Raw genomic sequence first — 25272 nt, forward strand, 5'->3', positions numbered from 1 at the left:
CCGCGTCACTTCCCGAAGCCGAAGCCGCCGGCGGCGCCCTCGACCTTGGCGCGCAGCCGCTTGCCCTTCTCGGTGGCCTGGTCGTTCAGTTCCTGCTGGAACTCCCTCATCCGGCCGAGGAGTTCCTCGTCGTGGGCGGCGAGCATCCGGGCGGCCAGCAGGCCCGCGTTGCGGGCGCCGCCGACGGAGACCGTCGCCACCGGCACGCCGGCCGGCATCTGCACGATGGAGAGCAGCGAGTCCATGCCGTCGAGGTACTTGAGCGGGACGGGCACACCGATGACGGGCAGCGGGGTGACGGACGCCAGCATCCCCGGCAGATGGGCGGCGCCGCCCGCGCCCGCGATGATCGCCTTGAGCCCGCGCTCGGCGGCCTGCTCGCCGTACGCGATCATCTCGTGGGGCATGCGGTGCGCGGAGACGACATCCACCTCGTAGGGGATCTCGAACTCGTCCAGCGCCTGGGCCGCGGCCTCCATGACCGGCCAGTCGGAGTCCGAACCCATGACGATGCCTACAACCGGGCTCATTCGGTGATGGTCCCTCTCAGGTAGCCGGCAGCGTGACGGGCGCGCTCCAGCACGTCGTCCAGGTCGTCGCCGTAGGTGTTGACGTGGCCGACCTTACGGCCGGGCTTCACGTCCTTGCCGTACATGTGGATCTTCAGCTGCGGGTCGCGGGCCATGCAGTGCAGGTACGCGGAGTACATGTCGGGGTAGTCGCCGCCGAGGACGTTCGCCATGACCGTCCACCGGGCGCGCGGGCGCGGGTCGCCGAGCGGGAGGTCGAGGACCGCGCGGACGTGGTTGGCGAACTGGGAGGTGACCGCGCCGTCCTGGGTCCAGTGGCCCGAGTTGTGCGGGCGCATGGCCAGTTCGTTGACGAGGATGCGTCCGTCGCGGGTCTCGAAGAGCTCGACGGCCAGGTGCCCGACGACACCGAGTTCCTTGGCGATGCGCAGCGCGAGTTCCTGGGCCTCCAGGGCCAGCTCCTCGGCGATGCCGGGCGCCGGGGCGATGACGGTGTCGCAGACGCCGCCGACCTGCTGGGACTCGACTACGGGGTACGCGACGGCCTGGCCGTGCGGGGAGCGGACGACGTTCGCGGCGAGCTCGCGGGCGAAGTCGACCTTCTCCTCTGCGAGGACGGGAACGCCCGCGCGGAACGGGTCGGCGGCCTCCTCCAGGGAGCGGACGAACCAGACGCCCTTGCCGTCGTAGCCGCCGCGGACGGTCTTCAGGATGACCGGGAAGCCGTCGCCCTCCTGCCCTTCGGCGAGGCCTTCCGCCGCGAACGCGGCCACGTCCGCGACATCGGTCACGATGCGGTGCCGTGGGCACGGCACACCGATCGCGTCGAGCTTCGCGCGCATCACGCCCTTGTCCTGGGCGTGCACGAGCGCGTCGGGGCCCGGCCGGACGGGGATGCCGTCCGCCTCCAGGGCCCGCAGGTGCTCGGTGGGGACGTGCTCGTGATCGAAGGTGATCACGTCACAGCCCCGCGCGAAGTCACGCAGCGTGTCGAGGTCGCGGTAGTCGCCGACGACGACCTCGCCGACGACCTGCGCCGCGGACTCCTGCGGAGTGTCACTGAGGAGCTTGAACTTGATGCCGAGCGGGATGCCCGCCTCGTGTGTCATACGAGCGAGCTGCCCCCCGCCGACCATGCCGACTACCGGGAACGTCACGCTCCAAGAGTATCGGCCGCGCCACAGTGGCCGGTTTCCGCGCCGATTCGCCCGATTTTCCCTTCCGGTGACCGGGTCTTTTCTTACCTGTGAGCACATGCACAGGCACCGCGCGGGGGCGCTGGTTAGCATGGGCTGGTTGGCGTATTCCATCGCGCGTTCACCGGCGCGGCACAGACAAGACCCACCGACGGGGGCTGGCGACACCATGGACAGTGCTACATCGGGGCCTCAAGCCGGGCCTCGCAGCGCGGTTCGGCGCCGCTTCGACCTGCTCTTCCGTGAGGTCGCCAAGTTCGGCGCGGTGGGCGGTGCGGGGCTGCTCGTCAACCTGCTCGTGTTCAACCTCGTACGCCATCTCACGGGCCTGCAGGTCGTGCGGGCCAGTGTCATCGCCACGGTCGTGTCCATCGTCTTCAACTACGTCGGATTCCGCTACTTCACCTACCGGGACCGCGACAAGGGCGGGCGCACCAAGGAGCTGACGCTGTTCCTGCTGTTCAGCGTGGTGGGCCTGGTCATCGAGAACGGTGTGCTGTACGCGGCGACGTACGGCTTCGGCTGGGACACCCCGCTGCAGAGCAACGTCTTCAAGTTCCTCGGCATCGGCGTCGCGACGCTCTTCCGCTTCTGGTCCTACCGCACCTGGGTGTTCCGGGCGCTTCCGGCCCGCGAGGCGGTGGCCAGCGCCGAATCGTTCCTGGACGAGGAGCCCGAGCCCGAGACGCGCCGTCCGCGGGCCCGCGCGAACTGAGCGGTCCGCATCCCGCGTGACGGTCCGCTCCCGCCCGAGACCGCGCGTTTCCCGCCCGACCGGTGCGTTCGCGTCTGCCCGGCCCTCTCCCTGCCCGACCGTGGGCCCGTCGTCCCTACCTGACCGTGCGCTCGTCGTCGTCCTCGGCGAGCCGGGGCGGGCGCTTGTGCGGGGTGCGGGACAGGAACAGGCCGAAGACCGGCGGCTGGGCCTGGAGCATCTCCAGACGGCCCCCGTCGGCCTCCGCGAGGTCGCGGGCGACGGCGAGACCGATGCCGGTGGAGTTGCGGCCGCTGATGGTGCGCTCGAAGATGCGGGCGCCGAGGTCGGTGGGGACACCGGGGCCCTCGTCGGTGACCTCGATGACGGCCTGGTTGCCGGTCACGCGGGTACGCAGCGCGACGGTGCCGCCGCCGTGCATGAGGGAGTTCTCGATCAGTGCCGCGAGGACCTGGGCGACCGCGCCCGGCGTGCCCACCGCCTGGAGATGGCGCTTGCCGGAGCTGACGATCGCCCGGCCGCCGCTGCGGTAGGCCGGGCGCCATTCCTCCAGCTGCTGCTTGATGACCTCGTCGAGGTCGAAGGAGACGGCGGAGCCGGTACGCGGGTCGCGGGCGTTGGTGAGCAGGCGCTCGACCACGTCTGTGAGGCGCTCCACCTGCGTCAGCGCGATCGTCGCCTCCTCCTTCACCGTGTCGGGATCGTCGGTGAGGGTGATCTCCTCCAGACGCATGGACAGCGCCGTCAGCGGTGTCCGGAGCTGGTGGGAGGCGTCGGCGGCGAGGCGGCGCTCGGCGGTGAGCATGCGGCCGATGCGCTCGGCGCTGCCGTCCAGCACGTCGGCGACCCGGTCGAGCTCGGGAACGCCGTAGCGCTTGTGACGCGGGCGGGGGTCGCCCGAACCCAGCCGTTCCGCCGTCTCGGCGAGGTCGGTGAGGGGGGAGGCGAGGCGGTTGGCCTGGCGTACGGCGAGCAGGACGGCGGCGATGATCGCGAGGAGGGCGACGGCTCCGATGACCAGGAGCGTGCGGCCGACCTCCTTGGTCACCGAGGAGCGGGGCTCCTGGACGGTGACGGTCTCACCCGACTCACCCTTGGCGGTGTACTGGATGACGTCGCCGGTGGGCTGCTTGCCGACCTCGATGGGATCGCGGCCCGGAATCCTGATCACGGCGTAGCGCCGGTCGGTGACCTGGTTCTTGAACGTCGTGCCGGTGATGTTCTCGTCGCCGACGATGCGGCTGTCCACGATGCTGGCCAGGCGCAGCGCCTCGGAGTCCACGCGCTCCTGGGCGCTGTTGCTGATCGTGCGGGTCTCGACGATGACGAGGGAGACACCGAAGACGGCGATCACCACGAGGACGACGGCGAGGGTGGACTGGATCAGACGGCGACGCACGGGGCCCTCCGGGCAGATGGCTGTACCGGGACCAGTGTGCACGTTCGCCGCTCCGGCCCGAGCACGTCACCGGTCCGCCAGCGCGGCTTTCCCGTCGCCGGACGCGTCACCGGTCCGGGAGCGCGGGTTCCGTCGCCGGACGCGTCACCGGTCCGGGAGCGCGGGTTCCGTCGCCGGACGCGTCACCGGTCCGGGAGCGCGGGTTCCGTCGCCGGACGCGTCACCGGTCCGGGAGCGCGGGTTCCGTCGCCGGACGCGTCACCGGTCCGGGAGCGCGGGTCTTCCGTCGCCGACCGGACCGGCCGGGCCTCGGCCCCTTTCGGGACCCGGCCCCTTTCGGGAGTCTCCCGTGAGGACTCAGCTCTTCTCGAAGCGGAAGCCGACGCCTCGTACCGTCGCGATGTAGCGGGGGTTCGCGGCGTCGTCGCCGAGCTTCTTGCGCAGCCAGGAGATGTGCATGTCGAGGGTCTTGGTGGAGGACCACCACGTGGTGTCCCAGACCTCGCGCATGAGCTGGTCGCGGGTGACGACGCGGCCGGCGTCCCGGACGAGGACGCGCAGGAGGTCGAACTCCTTCGCCGTGAGCTGGAGTTCCTCGTCGCCCATCCAGGCGCGGTGCGACTCGACGTCGATGCGTACGCCGTGGGTGGCGGGCGGCTGCTGGGGTTCGGCGGCGCCGCGCCGGAGCAGCGCCCGTACCCGGGCGAGGAGTTCCGCGAGCCGGAACGGCTTGGTGACGTAGTCGTCGGCGCCCGCGTCGAGGCCCACGACGGTGTCCACCTCGTCGGCGCGCGCGGTCAGGATGAGGATGGGCACGGTGTGGCCCTCGGCGCGCAGCCGGCGGGCGACTTCCAGGCCGTCCATGCCGGGCAGTCCGAGGTCCAGGACGACCAGGTCGACACCGCCCTGCATTCCGGCGTCGAGCGCGGTGGGGCCGTCCTCGCGGACTTCGACCTCGTAACCCTCCCGGCGCAGGGCACGGGCCAGCGGCTCCGAGATGGACGCGTCGTCCTCGGCGAGCAGTACACGGGTCATGGGGTGATGGTAGTCCGCCGTGGAGTACGCCCGGGCAGTGATCCGCGTCCGTGATTCACACCCTCCGTCCGGGTGTTTCTTACCTGTGGGTGTGGGATGCGATCCTGGCTGACACCTTCGAAAGGTCGCCCATGGTTCCATGATCGCCTGTGATCCATATCTCAAGTCCTTCCATATGGGGCATTGTGATGTCGTAAGGTGACCGAACGCCTGTTGCACCACATCGGGACCTTTGGCTCGAACTTGATGCTGAAGGTCTCTTCTGTGTGCGGGCTGGTGACAGCCAGCCTCGAAGGAAAGACCTGTGGCCGGGCCCGGACACGCTGACGCGTGACGGGCGTGGATCCCGGTGGTCGCCGTCCACCGCTCCGGTACTTCCGGAGCGGACTCCCCGTGGGCGTGGGGACGGACGCCGTGTCCCGCCGGTGCCGGCCGCCCCCCATGGGCGCGCAATTCCCCCGAGCTCTCGGTTTCCCCGTGAGCGGGGGACCCCCCAACAGCGCGTCCCGACCAGCAAGGATCGAAATGGCGTCCAGCCTGACGAAGGACTCGGCGACTCCGGGAATCTCCGGCTCCGAGAAGACCTTCTTCGGCCACCCCCGCGGACTGGCCACTCTCTTCATGACCGAGATGTGGGAGCGTTTCTCCTACTACGGCATGAAGGCCCTGCTCCCGCTGTACCTGGTGGCAGACAACGGTCTCCACCTCAGCGCCGCGACCGCGATCACCATCGCATCGGTGTACGTGTCGCTCGTGTACCTGCTCGCCCTTCCCGGCGGCTGGTTCGCGGACCGCGTGCTCGGCCCCCGCAAGACGGTCGCCCTCGCGGGTCTGATCATCATGCTCGGCCACATCACCCTGGCCGTGCCGGTGTCCGGCATCTTCTACGTCGGTCTCGCCCTGGTGGCCCTCGGCTCGGGTCTGCTGAAGGCCAACATCTCGACGATGGTCGGCCACCTCTACGACGGCCCGAACGACCCCCGCCGCGACGGTGGCTTCACCGTGTTCTACGTCGGTATCAACACGGGCGCCTTCGCCGCACCGCTGATCATCGGCACCGTCGGCGAGAAGGTCAACTGGCACCTCGGCTTCGCGCTGGCCGCATTCGGCATGGCGCTGGGCCTGATCCAGTACCTGCTCGGCAGCCGCCACCTGAGCGAGCGCAGCAGCGTCGTACCGACGCCGATGTCCGCCGCGGAGAAGTCCGCCACCCTGCGCAAGGGCCTGACCTGGCTGGCCGCTGCCGCGGTCTTCTACGGGGTCGTCGGCTTCACCGGCCACTTCACGCTCAACTGGGCCATGATCCCGCTCACCATCATCGGCTTGATCGTTCCGATCGTGGTCATCGCCCGCATCAAGCGGGACCGCAGGCTGGACTCCACCGAGCGGTCGCGGATGTCCGCGTACATCTGGTTCTTCGTGGCTGCGGCCGTCTTCTGGATGATCTACGACCAGGGTGCCACGACCCTGTCGATCTTCGCCGACTCGTCGGCCGACAACAGCGTCTTCGGCTGGGAGTTCCCGGTTTCCTGGTACCAGTCGGTCAACCCGGTCATGATCATGGCGGCGGCCCCGGTCTTCGCCTGGCTGTGGCTGTGGCTGAACCGGCGTGGCAAGGAGCCGAGCACGGCCGTGAAGTTCGCTGCCGGTCTCATCCTGATCGGTGCGTCGTTCTTCCTCTTCCTCGTCCCGCTGTCGATCGCCGGCGACGGCCACAAGGCCGCGGCGATGTGGATCGTCGCGATCTACTTCGTCCAGACGATCGGTGAACTGACACTGTCTCCGGTGGGCCTGTCGGTCACCACCAAGATGGCGCCTGCCAAGTACGCCTCCCAGATGATGGGCGTGTGGTTCCTCGCGGTCACCGCGGGTGACTCGGTCACGGCCCTGCTGTCCAACCCGGCCGTGGGCGGGGTCAACCTCGACACGAAGGGCTTCGTGGCACTGGAGGCCGTCCTCGCCGTGCTCGCCGGTGTCGCGGTGTGGATGTACCGCAAGAAGGTCAAGCAGCTCATGGGCGACGTCCACTGACGTCGGTCCCACGAAACGGCGAGGGGCCGCCGCACCGTTCGGTGCGGCGGCCCCTCGCCGTTTCCGCGGCCGGCCGGCGGCCGGGGCGGGGACCGGGGCGAGTGCCACGGTCAGGGCCGGCGGGTGCCGGTGCCGGTCATCGTGTCCGGCGCCCCGGCATGAAGGTGAAGACCGCGCCGCCCAGCAGGACGACCGTGCCCGCCACCAGTCCGAGCGCCTTGAGGGCGCTGTGGCTGTCGGAGCCCGTCTCCGCCAGGCCGCCGCCGGCCGACGTGCCGGCGGAACCGGAGCCGGACGAGGAGGACCCGCCGCCCGAGGCGCCGCTCGCCTGCTCCGAGGTGTCCAGGGTCAGGGAGACCTCGGACTTGGTCGGGGTGCAGGTCGTCGTCGTGCCCAGGGCCATAACCGTCAGCACGCCCGGGGACAGGGTCGAACTACCGGTCGCGCCCGGCTTGTAGGTGCCCGTCAGATCGGGGATCTCGATCGGGTCGCCGGACTTGATGGGCGCGGAGTTCGTCGGACCCTCCACATGCACCGTGCCCTTGTCGGCGCCGCCCAGGACCACCTCCATCGACGGCTTCACCGAGTCCGCGGGGATGTCCGCCGGGCTGTCCATCACCGACGCCTTGAACTGCACGGTGAGGCCGAAACTCCCGCCGTTCTTCTTGGCGTCGATCTGGACGGCCGAGGTGGCGTTCTTGTCTCCGATGGGCGTCTTGCACGCGTAGGGGACGGAGACCTCCTTGCCCGTGAAGTCGGTCTGCCCGCCTGAACCGCCGGTGTCGGCGCCCCCGTCGGTCCCGCTGCCGCTCGGCGACGGGGTGGCCGAACCACTCGGCGACGTCGAGGTCGGAGTCGGCGTGGGGGTGGGAGTCGGGGTCGGGGTCGGCGTGCCGCCCGAACCGCCACCGCTCGTCACCTTGATGGTCACCGAGGGGCTCACCGCCTCCTTGGGCGTGCACTTGGTGTCGGTGGAGATCGGCTTGCTGACATTGATGTTGTACGCGTCCGGGGTGAGCGTGACATCGCCCGCCGCCGTCAGCTTCAGCCTGCCCGTCATGTCGGACAGCTTCATGTCACTGTTCTTGGGGATCGCGGGGTTCGTGCGCGGCCCCTCCATCGCGATGTCCGCCGTCTGCGCGCCGCCCGCCTTCAGCGTGCCGGTGGGTTTGACGGTGTCCTTGTCGAGGTCGAGGACGTCGGGGTTCTTCGAGGCGGCCTGGGTGAACTTCCAGGTGATGGTGACCTCGTCGCCCACCTTCGCCTCGGCGGGCGCGGTGATCTCCGCCTTCGTGGTGCCCTGCACGGCGGGCAGCCCGGAGATCGCGGGCGGAATGCACTCCGTCCTGTACGACACCTCGGCGGCCTGCGCGGGAACGGCGGCCACCCCCAGCAGGATGCCCGCACCGCCGAGCATCAGCGCGACCCCGGCCGCGCCCGCTCTGCGGCCTTGGGCCGGCACCACTCTCCGTTGCCTGCTCACGTGTGCCCCTTCCTCGTCTGCGTCGTCGGACCGTTCTCTTGCGGTGCGGAGAGCTGACCGTTCACCCCGGTCCCCGGATCGTTGTCCGCGGTGAACCAGGGCAGGGCCGGAACCGGGGAGGCCGAGTCGTCCGCCGGTGTCCGGGGGGCGGCGTTCACCCAGGGCATGCGCAGGGTGAGCTCGGCCGGCCTCAGCCCCCGGTGCCGGCCCGCCCGCCCGGCCGGCCTGCGGGGGCGCACCCGGTCCACCACCGCCATGCCGGCACGGAACACCGCGGCCGGGACGACCACGCAGAGCAGGATCCAGAAGACGGTGACTCCCCAGGGTCGGCCCACGCCCCAGGGCTGCTCGGCGAGCACCTTCCCGCCGTACCTCAGCGAGACCGTGTAGTCGCCGTGAGCCCCGGCCGGCAGTTCGACCGGGAGTCTGATCTGCGCCTTGCGGCCGGGCGCGATGGTGCCGCGCCACTGCTGTTCCTCCCACTGCGGGGCGAACACCCCGTGGGAGGTGCCGACCTGGAGGACCGGGTCCTTCACGGGGCCGGTGCCGACGTTGCCGACGGTGAGGACGAGGGTGCGCGAGGGAGGCGAGCCGAACCAGGTCAGCAGACCGCTCGAACCGTCGAGCCGGGGGTCGGTCAGTACCGCGATCCGGCCGCCGCCCTCCTCCTTAGGCAGCGGCTCGACCGCGTGGCCGGCCACCATGAAGATGGCGTCGGCCTCGGCCTTCTCCCCGGTGACGGTGGCGACATGCACCACGCAGGGGCAGGGCTTGGGCGGTTCGGCGACCGGCAGCTTCTTGCTGAAGCCGCCCTTGGCGTCGGTGGTGACGGCCCGTCCGTCCGCGTTGGCACAGGAGTTGGTGCCGCCGATCACCCCGCGCGCGGGCACGGACTGCCCGCAGATGAGCATCATCAGCAGCGTCCCGGGCCGCCATCCGCTGCCGGTGACGGTGATCGAACCACCGCTTCCCGCCTCGGACTTGGACAGCGTGACGCCCGGCTTCCCGGCGGCCGACGCCGGCAGCGCCGACGGGACCAGGACGAGCGCCAGCACCGCCCCCAGGACCGCCGTCCGTACCCTGCCGCCCAGGACCCTCACGACACCGCCCCCGTCGACTCGACCTCCGTGCCGCCCTGTTCACCGGCCCCGCCGTCCCGCGCCCGGCGCCCGGGACGCCCGCGCACCCCGGCCCGCCTGCGCTGCCGTACGGCGCACAAGGCACCCAGCAGCGCCACCAGGGCGGCTCCCGCCCCGGCCACCGGCCCCCACGGCACGAACCGCACCGAAGCGGTGGCCGTCGAGCGCACACCGCCCGCCGCCGTCACCGTCAGCCGCACGTCCGCCGCGTCGAGCGAGGGCGGGCCGGTCCACGGCTCGTGGAGCGTGACGCGGCGGCCGGGCAGGAGCTCGACGGGCAGGGCGCGCGGGCCCCGGTCGAGCAGGGTGCCGAAGACCCCGTCGGCGTGCACGGCGAGCCGCGGGGCGAGGACCGTGGTGCCGCGGTTGACCAGCTCGTAGGAGATCCGTCCGCCGCCCACCCTGACGTGCTCGACGGTCAGCGCCGACAACGCCGGTCCCGCCACCCGGAGCTGGACCCGGACCGCCGAGGTGCGGCCGCCGCCGCTCGCGACGATCGCGCCGGGACGGTCACCGGGCGCCGCCCCGGCCGGGACGGCGATGGTGAACGGCACGTCGGCACGGGTGCGCGCCGGCACCCGTACGGACAGCTCCCGCACCGCGGTCCTGCGGCCGTCCGCGTGTCCGGCGAAGGCGATCCACGCGCCCGCGTCTGCCGGCCGTTCGCGGACGGTGAAGCCTCCGTCGGCGGTGTTGTCCGCGTCGGCGCCGCGCAGCCGGACGGTGAGGGGACGCGCACCCGGGTTGAGCACGGACACCGCGTCCTGAAGGACCGTGCCGGGCGCGCCCTCCGCGTAGACGGAGGGCCGTCCGCCGGCCGTGCCGCCCGCGGCCGGGACGACGGACCAGCCCTCGGCGGCCAGGGCCGTCGGTGCCGCGCTCAGCAGCACCAGGGTCAGGCCCAGCACGTGGGCGGCGGGGAGTGCGTACGGCATGCGGCGGCTCCAGGTCGTGGTGCGGGGCGGTCAGCGGCGTACCGCCTGATGCCTGCGCGTCAGCCACAGCGCGCCTGCCGCGCCGGCGAGCAGGACCGTTCCGCCGAGGGTGCCGAGAGCGATCACGGAGTCCTCGGGGCCGGTCTGCGGGAGGGAGTCGCCGGAGCCGGAGCTCTGGGACCCGCTGGAACCGGAGCCGGAGGAGCCCGAGGTCGAGGAGCCCGAACCGCCGGCCGCCGTGACGTCGAGGGTCAGCGAGGGCCCCGGGTTGTTCGAGGGCGTGCAGGTGGTCGTGGTGCCGAGGGCCTTGATGGTGAGGACGCCCGCGGTGAAGGTGACCTTGCCGGACTTCTTCGGCGTGTAGGTTCCGCTCAAGTCATTGATCTTGATGGGGGTGTTGGCGGGGATGGCGGCCGCGTTGGCCGCGCCGCTGACCGCCACCGTGCCGCTGTCCGCGCCGCCCACCTTGATGACGGCGCTCGGCGTCATCGCGCCCTTGCCGAGTTCGACCGGGCTGGAGGAGACGCCCTTCTGCCAGGACATGGTGAGCTTGTAGGCGCTGCCGCTCTTGACGCTCTTGATGTCGATGGGCGAGACGGCGCTCTTGTCGCCGATCGGCGTCTTGCACTGGTAGTTGACGTCCACCACGGCGGCCTGGGCTGCGGGGGCGGCCGTCAGCACCGCCGAGCCGGCCAGGGCCGCGGCGAACGCGAGCGCGGCGGTTCGTTTCTGGTACGTCCGGTACGACACGGGCCTGCCCCTCATTCCTGACGGCATCCTTGGCGATTTCCTGACGGAACATCAGATCGGCCGTCAAGGTACGCCCGGTGACTTGTGGAGGGAAGACAAAGTGCGCGCCGGATCCGTGGGGATCCGGCGCGCATCGGGTGCCGCACGAAGAGGGGTTCGAACCGCGGGTGACCAAGAACCGGAAACCGGCGGGCGGTTCACTGCCGGGCCGGACCGGGCCGATGACGAGCGCCGGCCCGGTGCACCGGGCCACCGCACACGGGCGGCCGGGTGGATGAACCAGGCCACCGGAAGCGGGCGGGCGGGCCGATGCACCAGGCCGCCACCCGGACGCGGGGCCGGACGGACGGGCTACGCGGGGGCGCCCAGTTCCGCCCATACCGTCTTGCCCGCGACTCCGGGCGTCCGTACGACGCCCCAGTCCAGGCAGAGCCGCTGCACGATGAACATGCCGTGGCCGCCGGGGCGCCCGGCGCGGTGCGGGGTGCGCGGGGCGGGCTGGCCCGCCCCGCGGTCGGAGACCTCGATGCGCAGCACCTTGTTGTCGCAGGAGATCCGGAGTTCGTCCGGGCCCTCGGCGTGCAGGCAGGCGTTCGTGACCAGCTCGGAGACGACCAGCAGGACATCCTCGGCGGCCGCCCGCCGGTCGGCGCTCGCCGCGGGCAGCCAGCCCCACGCGTACAGCGCCTGCCGGGCGAAGTCGCGGGCGAGCGGCACGACGCCGCTCTCGCCCTCGAGGCTCAGCCTGCGGGCCTGGCGCCCGACGGGCGCGGGGGCCGCTGCGGCCGGGGACGCGCTGTCGACGGACGTCGCGCCGTCCACGGGCGCCGCGCTCCCCGCGGACACCGCGGAAGCGCCGCCGTCGCCCGACTCCGGGCCGCGGTCGCCCGGCGAGCAGGGCCGGGTGGTGCTCATCAGCGCTTCACCTCACCGATTCACCGGTTCACGATTCAAGACTCAGTACGCAGTACTCAGTACGGATGGATCAACGGCTTTCACCGCTTGTGGATCAACAAATTGCGCCGCACCGGCCGCCGGCCCCTGGACCGCCGACGCATCCTGGATGTCTCCTGCCCGACGGAACCGTCCGAACACCCACTTATTCGGCACGGAACCTGTGACGCGAGTAACGCGCCGATCACGCAGGGACATCCGGGACGGGGACGGCGCCATGGCAGAGGACCCCGCGGCTCAGCCGGACAGCGCCGCTTCGAGCGTGTCGTGGACGGTGAAGACGGCCTCCGCCCCCGTGATCTCGAAGACCCGCGCCACCACCGGCTGCATCGCGGCCAGATGGACCCCGCCGCCCGCGGCCTCGGCCTTCAACCGGGCGCCGAGCAGCACGTTGAGCCCGGTGGAGTCACAGAACTCCAGCCGGGAGCAGTCGATGACCAGTCGCGCGTACCCCTTTTCGAGGCACTCTTCGAGTGGCTCACGCAACAGATCGGCCGTGTGGTGATCGAGCTCACCCGCGGGAGTCACGACGGCACTCGTGCCCTCTTCCCGCACCTCGACAAGAAGCCGGCCAGACTGAGCGCTGCCGACCGTCCCACGGTCCATGCCGTCTCTCTCCCGAGTGTCGCGACTACTGACGTACGCACTCGAACACTACGCCTTCTCCACGTCACCCGACACCCGAACAACCCCATGAAAATGGACATTTCGCCGCATATGACACTTGCGATGAGTTCGGCAAACCGGGTAGGGCTAGTAGAGACACCTATCCGACCCCGGCCGGCTTTGGAGGCGCCGCACACCGCAGTGCACGTATCGGCATCGGCGGCCATATGCCGAGAACGATGGAGGACACATGTCACCCCGGCTCGACGCATCGCAGAACCTGACGGCGACGTCGACACCTTCTCCGGAATCCCCGGAGCACGTCGACGGAACCGGAACCGACGGAGTCGACGCACTCACCGGACTCACCGGACTTCCGGAGATCCCCCCGTACGACGAGGTGGGGCCGGTGGACGCACGGGCTCTGTCCAAGACGCTCTTCGCACGGCTGGAGTCCCTCGAAGAGGGCACGCACGACTACGCGTACGTCCGCAACACACTCGTCGAACTCAACCTCGCGCTGGTGAAGTTCGCCGCCTCCCGCTTCCGCTCCCGCAGCGAGCCGATGGAGGACATCATCCAGGTCGGCACCATCGGCCTCATCAAGGCGATCGACCGGTTCGAGCTGAGCCGCGGCGTCGAGTTCCCCACCTTCGCGATGCCGACGATCATCGGCGAGATCAAGCGCTTCTTCCGCGACACCTCCTGGTCGGTGCGGGTACCCCGCAGGCTCCAGGAACTCCGGCTCGACCTGGCCAAGGCCGGCGACGAACTGGCCCAGCGCCTCGACCGCGCGCCGACCGTGGACGAGCTCGCGGAACGGCTCGGCATCAGCCGCGACGAGGTCGTCGAGGGCATGGCCGCGTCGAACGCCTACACGGCCAGTTCGCTGGACGCCCAGCCCGAGGAGGACGACTCCGAGGGCGCGCTCGCGGACCGCATCGGCTACGAGGACAACGGACTCGAGGGCATCGAGTACGTGGAGTCCCTCAAGCCGCTGATCGCGGAACTCCCGCAGCGCGACCGGCAGATCCTCTCCCTGCGGTTCGTGGCGAACATGACCCAGTCCGAGATCGGCGACGAACTCGGCATCTCCCAGATGCATGTCTCCCGGCTGCTGTCGCGCACCCTCGTGCGACTCCGCAAGGGTCTGACCGTCGAGGAGTGACAGGACTTCGCGGCCCACGGCGGCCGCGCATCGGAGCGGTCCGGCGCCGAGAGCGCCGGACCGCTCCGTCTTTCCAGCAGCCCACCCGGCCACCCTGCCTCCCCACTGTCCGCCCGGCCCGCCGGCCGCCCGGCCTCCCCGCGGCACTCCGGCCCGGTCTCCGTCGGAGCGCTAGCCCCGAACCCGGGAAGAGGGAACATCTGCGCAGCACAGACAACTTGCCTGTCGCGCGGGGAGGTTGAGAGCGCTCCCACGGAATCGTTGTTCGACAACTCTTTTCCCAGAGGGCCGATCCCGTCACTATGGGCATCCCAAACTGGCCGGTACGTCAGGACGGGACGAGCACGCACCAGGTGCGGGGAGGCGGACGAACATGGCGCAGGGCGACCCGCCCGGCAAAGACACCGCGGCCGGGAGCGACGGACTGCCCGCGGACGCGTCCGACGCACGGCTGACCGAGCTGCTGCGCGCCGGGACCTCGACCGCGTACGCGGCCCTCCAGGAACTCCGCGCACGCCACCGCGCATCGGTCCTCGCCTACGCCCGGCTGTGCACCACCGGCGACTCCGGGGCGGGCCAGCTCGCCGCGCAGACCTTCACCCTCGCGGCCCGCGAGACGGCACGCGGCATCGACCCGAACGTCCCCTGGCGGCACCGGCTCCTGCTGCTCACCGGGCAGGTGGCGGCCGCCTCGTGGGCCCGGGACCAGCGGGCAGCGGGCCTCGACCCCGGCCTGCTCCTCGTCCTCAGCACGGCGGGCCCCGGCGGCCCCGTCCCGTCGCTGCTCCCGGCCTTCCAGTCCCTCCCGTCCCGCGCCCAGGGGCTCATCTGGTACGCGGTCGTGGAGCGCGAACCGGCGGAACGGACGGCGGTCCTGCTCGGCCTCACGGCCGAGGACGTCACGTACGGCACCACCCAGGCACTCCAGTCCCTGGGCCAGGCCTGTCTGAAGTACCGGCTGGCCGCCTCGGACGATCCGCGCTGCGGAGACTTCCGCCGGCTGATCGAGGAGTCGGTGCGGCCCGACAACCCCCGCTCCAGCACCGACCTGCACACCCACATGGCGCGCTGCGCGCACTGCTCGGCCGCGTACGAGGAACTGACCGTCCTGCGCGACCATCCGCGCTCCGCCCTGGCCGAGGGCCTGCTGCCGTGGGCGGGTACGGCGTACGTCACGAACGACGAGCCGGCGGCGGGGGCCGCCCCGCCCGGGCCTCCCGCCGCCCCGCGGACGTCGGTGCTGTCCCGGCCGCCGTCCCGCCGGGTCGTCCTGACCTCGGCGGCGGCGCTCGGCGTGGCCCTGGCGCCGGTCCTCTTCCTGCTGCTGTCCTCGGGCGGCACGCCGTCCGCGGACGCGGCGGGCTCGGTCGCCACGCCCTCGGGCCCGCCCGCGGTGACCATCACGGCGACGGTCCCGGTCACCCCGTCGGCCCCCACCGCCTCGGCCTCGCCGTCGCCGTCCGCGACGTCCGCGTCGCCCTCCCCGTCCCGCACCTCGGCGCCGCCGAGGTCACCGAGCCCGAAGCCGGCCCCGACCGCCGTCTTCCGCCCGCCGGGCGGCTCCTACGCCCAGGTGGTGAACGTCGCCTCCGGGCTGTGCCTGGACATCCGCGACGGCGACCTGGAGAAGCGCACGGACGTCGTCACCGCGCCCTGCACCTCCTCCTCCACCCAGCGCTGGCGCGTCGACACCGGCAGCGGTTCCCTCCGGTCGGCCGCCGACGACGGCTTCTGCCTGGACAGCCGCGGCTCGGTCGACAAGGGCGTGGGCATCTGGGAGTGCTCCTCGCTCGACGGCGACCACGGCGACAACCTCCACTTCACCGTCGACGGTGACGGTGTGATCCGCCCGGCCGTGGCCATCGAGACGGCGCTGACACCGGACGGCGACGGCGGGCTGACCCTGGTGCCGCTGAACGGGGGCACGGGCCAGCGCTGGCGCGCGGGCACCACCTGACGGTGCCCCTTCGTCCCGGCACCGTCTCGGTCCCGGCACCGTCTCGGTCCGCGTAGGCAGGCCGGCCTCGGCCCGCCTCCGCCGGCGCGCTCAGACCTCGCGGACGCCGCGCCGCCAGACGCCGGTGACCAGCGGAACGCCCGGGCGGTAGGCGAGGTGGACGTGGCTGGGGGCGTCCAGCAGGGTGAGGTCCGCGTACGCGCCCGGCGCGATCCGGCCCACGTCGTCCCGGCGCAGGGCCTTCGCGCCTCCCGCGGTCGCCGACCACACGGCCTCGTCCGGGGTCATCCGCATGTCCCGTACCGCGAGCGCGATGCAGAAGGGCACGGACGACGTGAAGGACGAACCCGGGTTGCAGTCGGTGGACAGCGCGACCGTGACACCCGCGTCGATCAGCCTGCGGGCGTCCGGCCACTCGGCGCGGGTGGAGAACTCCGCGCCGGGGAGCAGCGTCGCCACGGTGTCGCCGCTCGCCAGGGCGTCGACGTCCGCGTCGGTCAGGTGGGTGCAGTGGTCGGCGCTCGCCGCGTCCAGCTCGACGGCGAGCTGGACACCGGGGCCGTACGAGAGCTGGTTGGCGTGCACGCGCGGGTGCAGGCCCTTCGCCTTGCCCGCCGTGAGGATCGCCCGCGCCTGGTCGCCGTCGAAGGCGCCCTTCTCGCAGAAGACGTCCACCCAGCGGGCGTACGGGGCGCAGGCGTCGAGCATCTCGCCGGTCACCAGGGCGACGTAGCCGGCCGGGTCGTCGGCGTAGTCCGGCGAGACGATGTGCGCGCCCAGGTAGGTGACCTCGTCGGTGTGCGAGGCGGCGATGCGCAGCGCGCGGGCCTCGTCCCGGACGGTCAGGCCGTAGCCCGACTTGGTCTCGAAGGTCGTGGTGCCCTGGCGGAGGGCTTCGCGCAGGTACCGCGTGAGGTTGCGCTCCAGTTCCTCGTCGGAGGCGGCGCGGGTGGCGGCGACGGTGGTGCGGATGCCGCCGGCGCTGTACGCCCTGCCGGACATGCGGGCGTTGAACTCCTGGGTGCGGTCGCCGGCGAAGACCAGGTGCGAGTGGGAGTCGACGAAGCCCGGGATCACCGCGCGGCCGCCGGCGTCGACCCGGTTGTCAGCGGCGGGTGCTTTGCTTGATTCACCGGTCCACGCGACGCGGTCGCCGTCGATGACGACGGCCGCGTCCTGGATCAGACCGAGAGGGGAACCGTCGCCCAGGGAGGGATCGTTGGTGACCAGACTGGCGATGTCGGTGATGACGGTCGTGCTGCTCATGGCGTCCTCAGGGGTGGCGGGACTGCTGGTGGGGGGCGTCGGGAGGGCGGGTTCTCCCGCCCTCCCGGGAGTCAGGAGCGCAGCGCCTGGACGGCGTCCGCGAGCGCTGCCGGCACATCCGGTACGAGCGTGTGCGCGCCGTCGCGCACGACGTGCCGGCCCGCCACGACCGTGTGCCGGACATCGGCGCCCGTGGCCGCGAATACGGCTGTCTCCGCGCCGAGGCGCGGCACCGGTCCCGCTGTTCTGACCGAGTCGAGGGCGATCGTCGTGAAGTCGGCGAGCGCGCCCGTCTCGATGGTGCCCGCGTCGTCCCAGCCGAGGGCCGCGTGGCCGTCGGCGGAGGCGGCGCGCAGCAGGGCGGCGGCCGTCCAGTGACCGCGGGTGCGGGTGCGCAGCCGCTCGTTCAGCTCCATCGCGCGGGCTTCTTCGAGGAGGTCGATGACGGCGTGGCTGTCGGAGCCGAGCGACAGGGCCGAGCCCGCGCGCTGGAGGGCGACGGCGGGGCCGATGCCGTCGGCGAGGTCGCGTTCGGTGGTCGGGCACATGCAGGTGCCGGTGCCGGAGCCGCCGAGCAGGGCGATGTCCTCTTCGGTGAGGTGCGTGTTGTGGACGCCGGTGGTGCGCGGTCCGAGGACACCGTGGTCGGCGAGCAGACGGGTGGGCGTGCAGCCGTGGGCGGCGAGGCAGGCCTCGTTCTCCGCCGTCTGCTCGGACAGGTGCACATGGAGCGGGGCGCGCCGCTCCTCGGCCCAGCGCGCGACGGTGGCGAGCTGTCCGGCGGGCACGGCCCGTACGGAGTGGATCGCCGCGCCGATCCGTGCGTGATCCCGGTCCTTGAGAAGTGAAGAGCGTTCCGCCCAGGCGTCGGCGGTGCCGTCGGAGAAGCGCCGCTGGTGCGGGTTGGGCGGCTGCCCGAAGCCGGAGGAGAGGTAGGCCGTGTCGAGCAGGGTGATGCGGATGCCGGCGTCGGCGGCGGCGGCGACGAGTGCCTCGCCCATCGCGTTGGGGTCGGCGTAGGGGGTGCCGTCGTGGGCGTGGTGCACGTAGTGGAACTCGCCGACGGCGGTGACTCCGGCGAGCGCCATCTCCGCGTACACCGCGCGGGCCAGCGCGTGGTAGGTCTCCGGGGTCAGCCGGTCGGCGAAGGAGTACATGATCTCGCGCCAGGTCCAGAAGGTGCCGGAGCCGACCTGGACGGTGCCGCGCAGGGCGCGGTGGAAGGCGTGCGAGTGGGCGTTGGCGAGGCCGGGGAGGGTGAGCCCGCGCAGGATCTCGGCTCCCGGCGGCGGGGTGTCGACGCCGGTGCGGACGTCGGTGACACGGCCGTCGGCACCGGCCTCGGAGCCGCCGCCCGACACGGTCACGGCGACGCCCGGCTCGACGTTCGTGCCGAGCCAGGCGTGTTCCAGCCAGTACGTCTGCGTCACCTGCAGGCCAGCCCTTCGAGTACGTCGGCGAGTGCGGTCACCCCGGCCACGCAGTCGTCCTCGGCGGCGAACTCTGCCGGGGAGTGCGAGACACCCGTGGGGTTGCGTACGAACAGCATGGCGGTCGGGACGGTGCCGGAGAGGATTCCGGCGTCGTGTCCGGCGCCCGTCCCCAGTACGGGGACGCTCAGGACGGCGTCCCGCTCCTTGCCCAGGATGCGGGCGAGTTCGTCGCGCAGGGCGTGCTCGAACTCGACGACGGGGGTGAACGACTCGCGGATCACGTCGAGTTCGACGCCCTGCGCGTCGGCGTACTCGCGGGCCGCCTTCTCCACGCCGCCGACGACCGTGTCGAGGGTCGCCTGGTCGGCGGCGCGGGAGTCGAGCCAGCCGCGCACGAGGGAGGGGATGGCGTTCACGCCGTTCGGCTCGACCGCGATCTTGCCGAAGGTGGCGACGGCGCCCGCGAGCCGGGCCTCGCGGCGGGCGGCGAGGACGGTCTCGGCGTACGGCAGCATCGGGTCGTGGCGGTCCACGAGCCGGGTCGTGCCGGCGTGGTTGGCCTCGCCCCGGAAGTCGAAGCGCCAGCGGCCGTGCGGCCAGATGGCGCTGGCGATGCCGACCTGGTCGCCGCCGATGTCGAGGGCGCGGCCCTGCTCGACGTGCAGTTCGACGAAGGCGCCGATCCGGCCGAGCCGCTCGGGGTCGGGGCCGATGCCGGCGGGGTCGTACCCGGCGCGTTCCATGGCCTGCGGCAGGGTGATGCCGTCGGCGTCGGTGAGCCGGTGCGCCTGCTCGACGGTGAGCTGTCCTGCGGCCAGCCGGGAGCCGACGCAGGCGAGCCCGAACCGGGCGCCCTCCTCGTCGCCGAAGTTGACGATGGCGAGGGGCTTGGTGAACTGCGCTCCCCGCGCGCGGAGTTCGTCGAGGGCGGCGAAGGAGGAGACGACGCCGAGGGGGCCGTCGAAGGCGCCGCCGTCGGGCACGGAGTCCAGGTGCGAGCCGGTGACCACGGCGTCCCCTTCGGCGGGGTCGCCGAGCCAGGCCCACTGGTTGCCGTTGCGGTCGAGCTCGTAGGTGAGCCCGCGGGACTCGGCCTGCTGCCGGAACCAGGCGCGGCAGTCGGTGTCGGCCCCGGTCCAGGCGAACCGGCGGTAGCCGCCGGAGGCGGAGCTGCGGCCGATCGGCAGCAGCTCCGCCCACATGCTGTGGAACGTCACGCGGTGCCGCCCTCGTCGCCTTCGCGCATCGGGATGCGCACCCCGCGCTCGTCCGCGACGGACTCGGCGATGTCGTAACCGGCGTCGACGTGACGGATGACGCCCATGCCGGGGTCGTTCGTCAGGACGCGGCGGATCTTCTCGCCGGCGAGCTTGGTGCCGTCGGCGACGGAGACCTGGCCCGCGTGGATGGAGCGGCCCATGCCGACGCCGCCGCCGTGGTGGATGGAGACCCAGGAGGCGCCGGAGGCGACGTTCACCATGGCGTTCAGCAGCGGCCAGTCGGCGATCGCGTCGGAGCCGTCGAGCATGGCCTCGGTCTCGCGGTACGGGGAGGCGACGGAGCCGCAGTCGAGGTGGTCGCGGCCGATGGCGAGGGGGGCGGCGAGCTCGCCGGAGGCCACCATGTCGTTGAAGCGCTCGCCGGCCTTGTCGCGCTCGCCGTAGCCGAGCCAGCAGATCCGGGCGGGCAGGCCCTGGAAGTGGACGCGCTCGCCGGCCAGCTTGATCCAGCGGTGCAGGGACTCGTTCTCCGGGAAGAGGTCGAGGATCGCCTTGTCCGTCTTGTGGATGTCGGAGGCCTCGCCGGACAGGGCGGCCCAGCGGAAGGGGCCCTTGCCCTCGGAGAAGAGGGGGCGGATGTAGGCGGGGACGAAGCCGGGGAAGGCGAAGGCGCGGTCGTACCCGGCGAGCTGGGCCTCGCCGCGGATGGAGTTGCCGTAGTCGAAGACCTCGGCGCCGGCGTCCATGAAGCCGACCATGGCCTCGACGTGCTTCGCCATGGACTCGCGGGCGCGGGTGGTGAAGCCCGCCGGGTCCTTGGCGGCCGCGTCGGCCATGTCGTCGAAGTCGATGCCGAGGGGGAGGTAGGCGAGGGGGTCGTGGGCCGAGGTCTGGTCGGTCACGATGTCGATGGGGGCGCCCTCGGCGAGCATCCGTGGCAGCAGCTCGGCGGCGTTGCCGAGCAGGCCGATGGAGAGCGGCTTGCGCTGGTCACGGGCCTCGACGGCGAGCTGGAGGGCGTGCTCCAGGGAGTCGGCCCGCACGTCCAGGTAGCGGTGCTCGATGCGGCGCTCGATGGCACGCGGGTCCACGTCGATGCAGATCGCGACGCCGTCGTTCATCGTCACGGCGAGCGGCTGGGCGCCGCCCATGCCGCCGAGGCCGGCGGTCAGCGTGATGGTGCCGGCGAGGGTGCCGCCGAACTTCTTCGCGGCGACGGCGGAGAAGGTCTCGTAGGTGCCCTGGAGGATGCCCTGGGTGCCGATGTAGATCCAGGAGCCGGCGGTCATCTGGCCGTACATGGTGAGGCCGAGCTGCTCCAGGCGCCGGAACTCCTCCCAGTTGGCCCAGTCGCCGACCAGGTTGGAGTTGGCGATGAGGACGCGCGGGGCCCACTCGTGGGTCTGCATGACGCCGACGGGGCGGCCGGACTGGACGAGCATCGTCTCGTCCTGCTTGAGCGTGCGCAGTGTGCGGACCATGGCGTCGAAGGAGCGCCAGTCGCGGGCGGCCTTGCCGGTGCCGCCGTAGACGACGAGCTTGTCGGGGTGCTCGGCGACCTCGGGGTCGAGGTTGTTCTGCAGCATGCGCAGGGCGGCTTCCTGCTGCCATCCCAGGGCGCTCAGTTCCGTACCGCGCGGCGCTCGGACGGGGCGGGGTCCTGACATGGTCTGCCTCCCAGCGGACTGTTGCTATAGATATTCACATCCTGGCCTTTTGAATAGAGCTAGTCAATAGGTGCGTGGCCCCGCACGCCCCCCTCTCGGGTGTTTGGCTGGGACGCATGGGCGCAGACATGGACAGGGCAGGGGATCGGGCGGACGACGGCCACGGGGCGGGTGGGGCTGCGATGTCTTCGACGGGGACTTCGGACGCGGTGCGGGTCTCGCGGCGGGACGACGCCGTGCGGGCCGCCGTGGAGCAGGGGCTCCTCGGTCCCGACCGTCCCATCGTCGCGCTCCTCGACGTCCACGGCATCCGGGCCTCGGCCGCCGCGCTGCACGCCGCCTTCGACGCCGTGACCGCTCCCGGCACCCCCGTGCTGCACACCTTCGCGGTGAAGGCGACGCCGCTCGTGCCCGTACTGCGGCTGCTGCGCGAGCAGGGCATCGGCGCGGAGGTGGCGAGCCCCGGGGAGCTCGCGCTCGCCACGGCGGCCGGGATCCCGCCCGGGCGGACCGTGCTCGACTCGCCGGCCAAGACGCCCGCCGAACTGCGCGAGGCGCTGGCGCTGGGGGTGGCGGTGAACGCGGACAGCCCGCAGGAGCTGGACCGCATCGACGCCGCCGTCCGCTCCGCCGCCACCGGATCCCCCCTCGGAATCCGGGTGAACCCGCAGGTCGGCGGGGGTTCGATCGGGGCACTGTCGACGGCGACGGCGACCTCCAAGTTCGGGGTCGCGCTGCGGGACGAGGGGGCACGCACGTGGATCCTGCGGGCGTACGCCGACCGGCCCTGGCTGACCCGGCTGCACGCGCACTCGGGCTCGCAGGGCATGCCGCTCCCGCTGATGGCGCGGGGCGTGGCGGAGACGTACGCGCTGGCCGAGGAGATCAACCGGCACGTCGGGCGACGGCAGGTCGACACGATCGACATCGGCGGCGGGCTGCCGGTCGACTTCGGCTCCGACGCCATGGCACCGACGCACGAGCAGTACGCGCGGCTGCTCGCGGAGGCGACACCGGGGCTGTTCGACGGGCGGTACGGGCTGGTCACCGAGTTCGGGCGGTCGCTGCTGGCCAAGCACGGGACGGTGCTGGCCCGGGTCGAGTACGCGAAGTCCGCCGGGGGCCGGGCGATCGCGGTCACCCACGCCGGGGTGCAGGTGGCGACCCGCACGGTGTACGCGCCGGGGTCGTGGCCGCTGCGGATCGCCGCGTACGACGCGAAGGGCCGCCCCAAGACGGGGCCCGACGTCGTGCAGGACGTCGCGGGCCCGGCCTGCTTCGCGGGCGACCTGCTCGCCGAGGGCCGCCCGCTGCCGCTGCTCGAACAGGGCGACCACGTGGCCGCGCTGGACACGGGCGCGTACTACTTCGCCCACCACTACGCGTACAACTCGCTCGCCCGCCCCGGCGTCTACGGCTTCGCACCGGCCGGGGGCGACGCGGGAGGCGTGCGTTTCGCGGTCGTGCGGGAGCCGCAGACCCTCGCCGAGATCGTCGCGGAGTCGGGCGGCGCACACACCCGCTCACTCACCAACCTGTAGACCGGCGAAGATTCCCCCGCCGACCGACCGCCGCATCCAGCCCCTCCGACCGAAGATCCAGCCCCTCCGGCGTTTGAGGAGCGGGGTCCGGGGCGGAGCCCCGAGACGGGACGGGAAGGGGCGGAGGGGGCGAATCCAAGAAGGGCGGCGCCGCCCGACCGGCACCGCACCGCGCCGACCGGCGGACACCGGGGCGACCCGGCGGACACCGGGGCGCACTGAAAACGGCGGGCGCCCATTCGCACCCATGTGCACCCCCGCCGCACCGCTCCAGGGCAGCACAAACGGACCACAGGTGGTTTGAGCGCGCCTGAGAATGTGGTCAGTTGACCCACCTTAGTCAGCGTGGGCATTTTCCACAGGAAAATGCCGGATCACTCCCTTCCCGTGCACACAGTGCGTAACTTCGGCGTCACTCGGCTGAACCCTTTGGCGGGAGGGAGACACGGTGCCCGGTATCGACGAGTGCCTGCTGGAGGCCATGACACTGCCCGGTGCGCGAGGCGCCTCGGTGGTCGACTGGACCAGCGGCCTGGCTCTGGGCACGGTCGGTGACGCTCCGGGCGACGACCACGAGACGACCGCGGCGGAGGCCGCCGAGCTGGCCCGGCTCGCCGCGGAGAACCGCTCGTTCGCCCCCAAGGGCGGTTCCGACTGGTCCGAGTGGTCCGACCAGGAGACCCCCATCGAAGACCTGATCATCAGCAACCGCGACAGCTACCACGTCCTGCGATTCGTCCGGACCGCCTTCGACAGCAGCGTGTTCCTCCATCTGTGGCTGGCCCGCTCGGACGGCAACCTCGCCCTGGCACGCATCCGGCTGGGCGAGATGGCCGGACGGCTGGTGCTCGTATGACCACGGTCCGGACACCTCCCCCGCCCCGGCTCCCCGTACGGGACACGGCACCGGGCGCCGCCGGCGGCGCCTCACCGATGCTCAGCCGGCTCGCCGACGAACGCGCCACCGGCGTCCTCATCCGCGAACGCGGCACCCTCTACCTCGCCGACGGCGAGGTGGTGCACGCCGAGAGCCCGGCCACCCCCGGGCTCGACGTCCTGTTCTCCGTCCACGGCGTCCTGGCCCCCGAGGTGTGGCAGGAGGCGGTCGCCGCGGCCGGGGCGCGCCGCCGGGTCGGCCGGTTCCTGATCGACAGCGGGCGGATCGCGGAGGGCGCGCTGGAGCTGTGCCACCTCGGTTCCCTGTACGACGCCGCGTACTTCGTGCTCGGGCCGAGCAGCACCCCGAGCCGCTTCCGGTACGGCGCCGCGCACTGGTTCGGCCCGCTCCGCCCCGTCCCGGTCGCCGCGCTGGAGCGCGAGACGGTGCGCCGGCGTGAACTCCTGCACCGGATCTGGCCCGACCCGGCGACCGACACCGCGCCGCTGCGGCGCGCCCTGCTCGCCGCGGGGCCGACGGTGCCGCTCCGCCAGGAGGCCGTGCTCGGCCGGGTGGACGGCGTCCGCACGGCGGCGGACGTGTCCCTCGCGCTGGGGCGGCCCGCCTTCCACACGCTCGTCGACCTGCGCCGGCTCGCCGCCGCCGGCCTCGTGACGGCCGCGCCCGAACCGCAGCCGCTTCCCCCGCCCAGCGTGCTCACCCAGACCTCCACCGATCCCGACGTCGCGTTGCTGCGACGGCTCAGAGTCGCGCTGGAGGCCTTGTGAGTCCCAACCCCGCGGGAGGCCTTGTGATCCGCGCGCTACGACAGCGTGCCGAGAGGAGACTGCTGATGGCGGCGGAGGCCGAAGTCCTGGACGAACTCCATCGGTTGAGGGCCCGCGTGCCCCAGCTGACCGGAGCGCTCGCGGCCAGCGCCGACGGCCTCGTCCTCGCCCACGACACACCGGGCGTGGAGCCGGACGGCCTGGCCGCGCTCACCGCGGCCGCCCTGGGGGTCGCCATCCGCATGACCGAGTCCACCGGCCACGGCGACCTGCGTGAGCTGCTGGTGCGCGGCGTGCACGGCTATGTCGCGACGTACGCGGCGGGCGGCTCCGCCGTGCTGACCCTGCTCGCCCAGGACCGGGTCAACGTCGGCCGGCTGCACCTGGAGGGGCGGCGCTCCGGCACCCGGATCGGCGAACTCGTCGACGCCGCCACGGCTCGCGGCGAACCGGCCGCCGAACCGGCCAAGACCTCCGCGAAGACCCCGCTGCGCACGCGCACCCCACGCGGCACCACCCCGCGCACCACATCCACTCCTGCCACCAACCACCCGAGAACATCAGAAAGCTGAAGGAGCAACC

The 25272-nt window shown here is 72.2% G+C and carries 22 protein-coding genes; 8 read left to right on the plus strand and 14 right to left on the minus strand.

All coding sequences use genetic code 11. The features are described from left to right. Positions 1–5 precede the first annotated feature (5 nt). Both purE and OG485_RS18715 read right to left on the minus strand, forming a co-directional pair. Positions 6–530 carry a 5-(carboxyamino)imidazole ribonucleotide mutase gene (gene purE / locus OG485_RS18710; protein ID WP_151471261.1) on the minus strand — a complete coding sequence of 175 codons (525 nt, stop codon included), beginning with the start codon at positions 528–530 and terminating at the stop codon, positions 6–8. Beyond that, a complete protein-coding gene (locus tag OG485_RS18715) occupies positions 527–1687 on the minus strand; it encodes a 5-(carboxyamino)imidazole ribonucleotide synthase (RefSeq protein WP_326787361.1) in 1161 nt (386 codons plus the stop codon). Before OG485_RS18715 ends, purE begins: the two co-directional genes overlap by 4 nt. Positions 1688–1895: 208 nt before the next feature. On the opposite strand from OG485_RS18715, the gene OG485_RS18720 reads away from it, so the two are divergent. Next, positions 1896–2441, plus strand: a complete 546-nt coding sequence (locus OG485_RS18720; protein ID WP_328669482.1) for a GtrA family protein — start codon at positions 1896–1898, stop codon at positions 2439–2441. A 115-nt stretch (positions 2442–2556) separates the two neighbouring features. On the opposite strand, the gene OG485_RS18725 is transcribed toward OG485_RS18720, so the two are convergent. Together OG485_RS18725 and OG485_RS18730 are read right to left on the minus strand one after the other, a co-directional pair. Beyond that, positions 2557–3840, minus strand: a complete 1284-nt coding sequence (locus OG485_RS18725; RefSeq protein WP_328451726.1) for an ATP-binding protein — start codon at positions 3838–3840, stop codon at positions 2557–2559. Positions 3841–4197: 357 nt separating this feature from the next. Then, the gene (locus tag OG485_RS18730; RefSeq protein ID WP_018566970.1) at positions 4198–4875 is read right to left on the minus strand and encodes a response regulator transcription factor; all 678 of its coding nucleotides are present in this window, start codon (positions 4873–4875) and stop codon (positions 4198–4200) included. Between the two features lie 525 nt (positions 4876–5400). On the opposite strand from OG485_RS18730, the gene OG485_RS18735 reads away from it, so the two are divergent. Next, entirely contained in the window at positions 5401–6906 is a 1506-nt protein-coding gene (locus tag OG485_RS18735; RefSeq protein ID WP_328669483.1) for a peptide MFS transporter, read from the plus strand. A gap of 136 nt (positions 6907–7042) precedes the next feature. On the opposite strand, the gene OG485_RS18740 is transcribed toward OG485_RS18735, so the two are convergent. The 6 genes from OG485_RS18740 to OG485_RS18765 form a co-directional block, all read right to left on the minus strand. Next, the gene (locus tag OG485_RS18740; RefSeq protein ID WP_328674543.1) at positions 7043–8323 is read right to left on the minus strand and encodes a hypothetical protein; all 1281 of its coding nucleotides are present in this window, start codon (positions 8321–8323) and stop codon (positions 7043–7045) included. A 62-nt stretch (positions 8324–8385) separates the two neighbouring features. Continuing rightward, the gene (locus tag OG485_RS18745; protein ID WP_328674545.1) at positions 8386–9480 is read right to left on the minus strand and encodes a hypothetical protein; all 1095 of its coding nucleotides are present in this window, start codon (positions 9478–9480) and stop codon (positions 8386–8388) included. A 5-nt stretch (positions 9481–9485) separates the two neighbouring features. Further along, entirely contained in the window at positions 9486–10463 is a 978-nt protein-coding gene (locus OG485_RS18750) for a COG1470 family protein (RefSeq protein WP_328669484.1), read from the minus strand. 30 nt (positions 10464–10493) lie between these two features. Next, positions 10494–11228: an LPXTG cell wall anchor domain-containing protein gene (locus tag OG485_RS18755; RefSeq protein WP_328669485.1), complete on the minus strand. Its 735-nt coding sequence runs from the start codon at positions 11226–11228 to the stop codon at positions 10494–10496. A 336-nt stretch (positions 11229–11564) separates the two neighbouring features. Continuing rightward, positions 11565–12128, minus strand: a complete 564-nt coding sequence (locus tag OG485_RS18760) for an ATP-binding protein (protein WP_328669486.1) — start codon at positions 12126–12128, stop codon at positions 11565–11567. A 276-nt stretch (positions 12129–12404) separates the two neighbouring features. Then, positions 12405–12773 (minus strand): STAS domain-containing protein, encoded by a 369-nt coding sequence (locus OG485_RS18765; protein ID WP_328669487.1) that lies wholly within the window; start codon positions 12771–12773, stop codon positions 12405–12407. A gap of 250 nt (positions 12774–13023) precedes the next feature. Here OG485_RS18765 and OG485_RS18770 point away from each other — a divergent pair, with 250 nt between their 5' ends. Both OG485_RS18770 and OG485_RS18775 read left to right on the plus strand, forming a co-directional pair. Further along, the gene (locus tag OG485_RS18770) at positions 13024–13941 is read left to right on the plus strand and encodes an RNA polymerase sigma factor SigF (RefSeq protein WP_328669488.1); all 918 of its coding nucleotides are present in this window, start codon (positions 13024–13026) and stop codon (positions 13939–13941) included. A 373-nt stretch (positions 13942–14314) separates the two neighbouring features. Then, entirely contained in the window at positions 14315–15898 is a 1584-nt protein-coding gene (locus tag OG485_RS18775) for an RICIN domain-containing protein (protein WP_328669489.1), read from the plus strand. 90 nt (positions 15899–15988) lie between these two features. Here the strand turns inward: OG485_RS18775 and hutI are convergent, their stop codons facing one another. The 4 genes from hutI to hutU form a co-directional block, all read right to left on the minus strand. Continuing rightward, on the minus strand, positions 15989–17164 hold the full coding sequence (hutI, locus tag OG485_RS18780; protein WP_328669490.1) for an imidazolonepropionase: 1176 nt from the start codon (positions 17162–17164) through the stop codon (positions 15989–15991). 71 nt (positions 17165–17235) lie between these two features. Beyond that, on the minus strand, positions 17236–18600 hold the full coding sequence (locus OG485_RS18785) for a formimidoylglutamate deiminase (protein ID WP_328674547.1): 1365 nt from the start codon (positions 18598–18600) through the stop codon (positions 17236–17238). Next, positions 18591–19814 (minus strand): allantoate amidohydrolase, encoded by a 1224-nt coding sequence (locus OG485_RS18790; RefSeq protein WP_328669491.1) that lies wholly within the window; start codon positions 19812–19814, stop codon positions 18591–18593. The genes OG485_RS18785 and OG485_RS18790 overlap by 10 nt, the downstream gene beginning before the upstream one ends. Further along, a complete protein-coding gene (gene hutU, locus OG485_RS18795; RefSeq protein ID WP_328669492.1) occupies positions 19811–21484 on the minus strand; it encodes a urocanate hydratase in 1674 nt (557 codons plus the stop codon). The genes OG485_RS18790 and hutU overlap by 4 nt, the downstream gene beginning before the upstream one ends. Positions 21485–21666: 182 nt before the next feature. Between hutU and OG485_RS18800 the strand changes: the two genes are divergently transcribed. From OG485_RS18800 to OG485_RS18815, 4 genes are all read left to right on the plus strand, one after another. Further along, positions 21667–23025: a diaminopimelate decarboxylase gene (locus OG485_RS18800; protein WP_328669493.1), complete on the plus strand. Its 1359-nt coding sequence runs from the start codon at positions 21667–21669 to the stop codon at positions 23023–23025. A gap of 448 nt (positions 23026–23473) precedes the next feature. Beyond that, on the plus strand, positions 23474–23881 hold the full coding sequence (locus OG485_RS18805; RefSeq protein WP_037628227.1) for a hypothetical protein: 408 nt from the start codon (positions 23474–23476) through the stop codon (positions 23879–23881). Then, positions 23878–24690 carry a transcriptional regulator gene (locus OG485_RS18810; RefSeq protein ID WP_328669494.1) on the plus strand — a complete coding sequence of 271 codons (813 nt, stop codon included), beginning with the start codon at positions 23878–23880 and terminating at the stop codon, positions 24688–24690. The genes OG485_RS18805 and OG485_RS18810 overlap by 4 nt, the downstream gene beginning before the upstream one ends. A gap of 65 nt (positions 24691–24755) precedes the next feature. Then, a complete protein-coding gene (locus OG485_RS18815; RefSeq protein ID WP_328669495.1) occupies positions 24756–25262 on the plus strand; it encodes a roadblock/LC7 domain-containing protein in 507 nt (168 codons plus the stop codon). Positions 25263–25272: the final 10 nt, after the last annotated feature.

This window comes from Streptomyces sp. NBC_00328 (genome assembly GCF_036139655.1).
Taxonomy (GTDB): Bacteria; Actinomycetota; Actinomycetes; order Streptomycetales; family Streptomycetaceae; genus Streptomyces.

Coding starts and splice junctions, on each gene's coding strand:
- purE (WP_151471261.1), bottom strand. CDS start 530: ATGAGCCCGGTTGTAGGCATCGTCATGGGTTCGGACTCCGACTGGCCG.
- OG485_RS18720 (WP_328669482.1), top strand. CDS start 1,896: ATGGACAGTGCTACATCGGGGCCTCAAGCCGGGCCTCGCAGCGCGGTT.
- OG485_RS18730 (WP_018566970.1), bottom strand. CDS start 4,875: ATGACCCGTGTACTGCTCGCCGAGGACGACGCGTCCATCTCGGAGCCG.
- OG485_RS18735 (WP_328669483.1), top strand. CDS start 5,401: ATGGCGTCCAGCCTGACGAAGGACTCGGCGACTCCGGGAATCTCCGGC.
- OG485_RS18740 (WP_328674543.1), bottom strand. CDS start 8,323: ATGCTCGGCGGTGCGGGCATCCTGCTGGGGGTGGCCGCCGTTCCCGCG.
- OG485_RS18750 (WP_328669484.1), bottom strand. CDS start 10,463: ATGCCGTACGCACTCCCCGCCGCCCACGTGCTGGGCCTGACCCTGGTG.
- OG485_RS18755 (WP_328669485.1), bottom strand. CDS start 11,228: ATGAGGGGCAGGCCCGTGTCGTACCGGACGTACCAGAAACGAACCGCC.
- OG485_RS18760 (WP_328669486.1), bottom strand. CDS start 12,128: ATGAGCACCACCCGGCCCTGCTCGCCGGGCGACCGCGGCCCGGAGTCG.
- OG485_RS18765 (WP_328669487.1), bottom strand. CDS start 12,773: ATGGACCGTGGGACGGTCGGCAGCGCTCAGTCTGGCCGGCTTCTTGTC.
- OG485_RS18770 (WP_328669488.1), top strand. CDS start 13,024: ATGTCACCCCGGCTCGACGCATCGCAGAACCTGACGGCGACGTCGACA.
- OG485_RS18775 (WP_328669489.1), top strand. CDS start 14,315: ATGGCGCAGGGCGACCCGCCCGGCAAAGACACCGCGGCCGGGAGCGAC.
- hutI (WP_328669490.1), bottom strand. CDS start 17,164: ATGAGCAGCACGACCGTCATCACCGACATCGCCAGTCTGGTCACCAAC.
- hutU (WP_328669492.1), bottom strand. CDS start 21,484: ATGTCAGGACCCCGCCCCGTCCGAGCGCCGCGCGGTACGGAACTGAGC.
- OG485_RS18800 (WP_328669493.1), top strand. CDS start 21,667: ATGTCTTCGACGGGGACTTCGGACGCGGTGCGGGTCTCGCGGCGGGAC.
- OG485_RS18810 (WP_328669494.1), top strand. CDS start 23,878: ATGACCACGGTCCGGACACCTCCCCCGCCCCGGCTCCCCGTACGGGAC.
- OG485_RS18815 (WP_328669495.1), top strand. CDS start 24,756: ATGGCGGCGGAGGCCGAAGTCCTGGACGAACTCCATCGGTTGAGGGCC.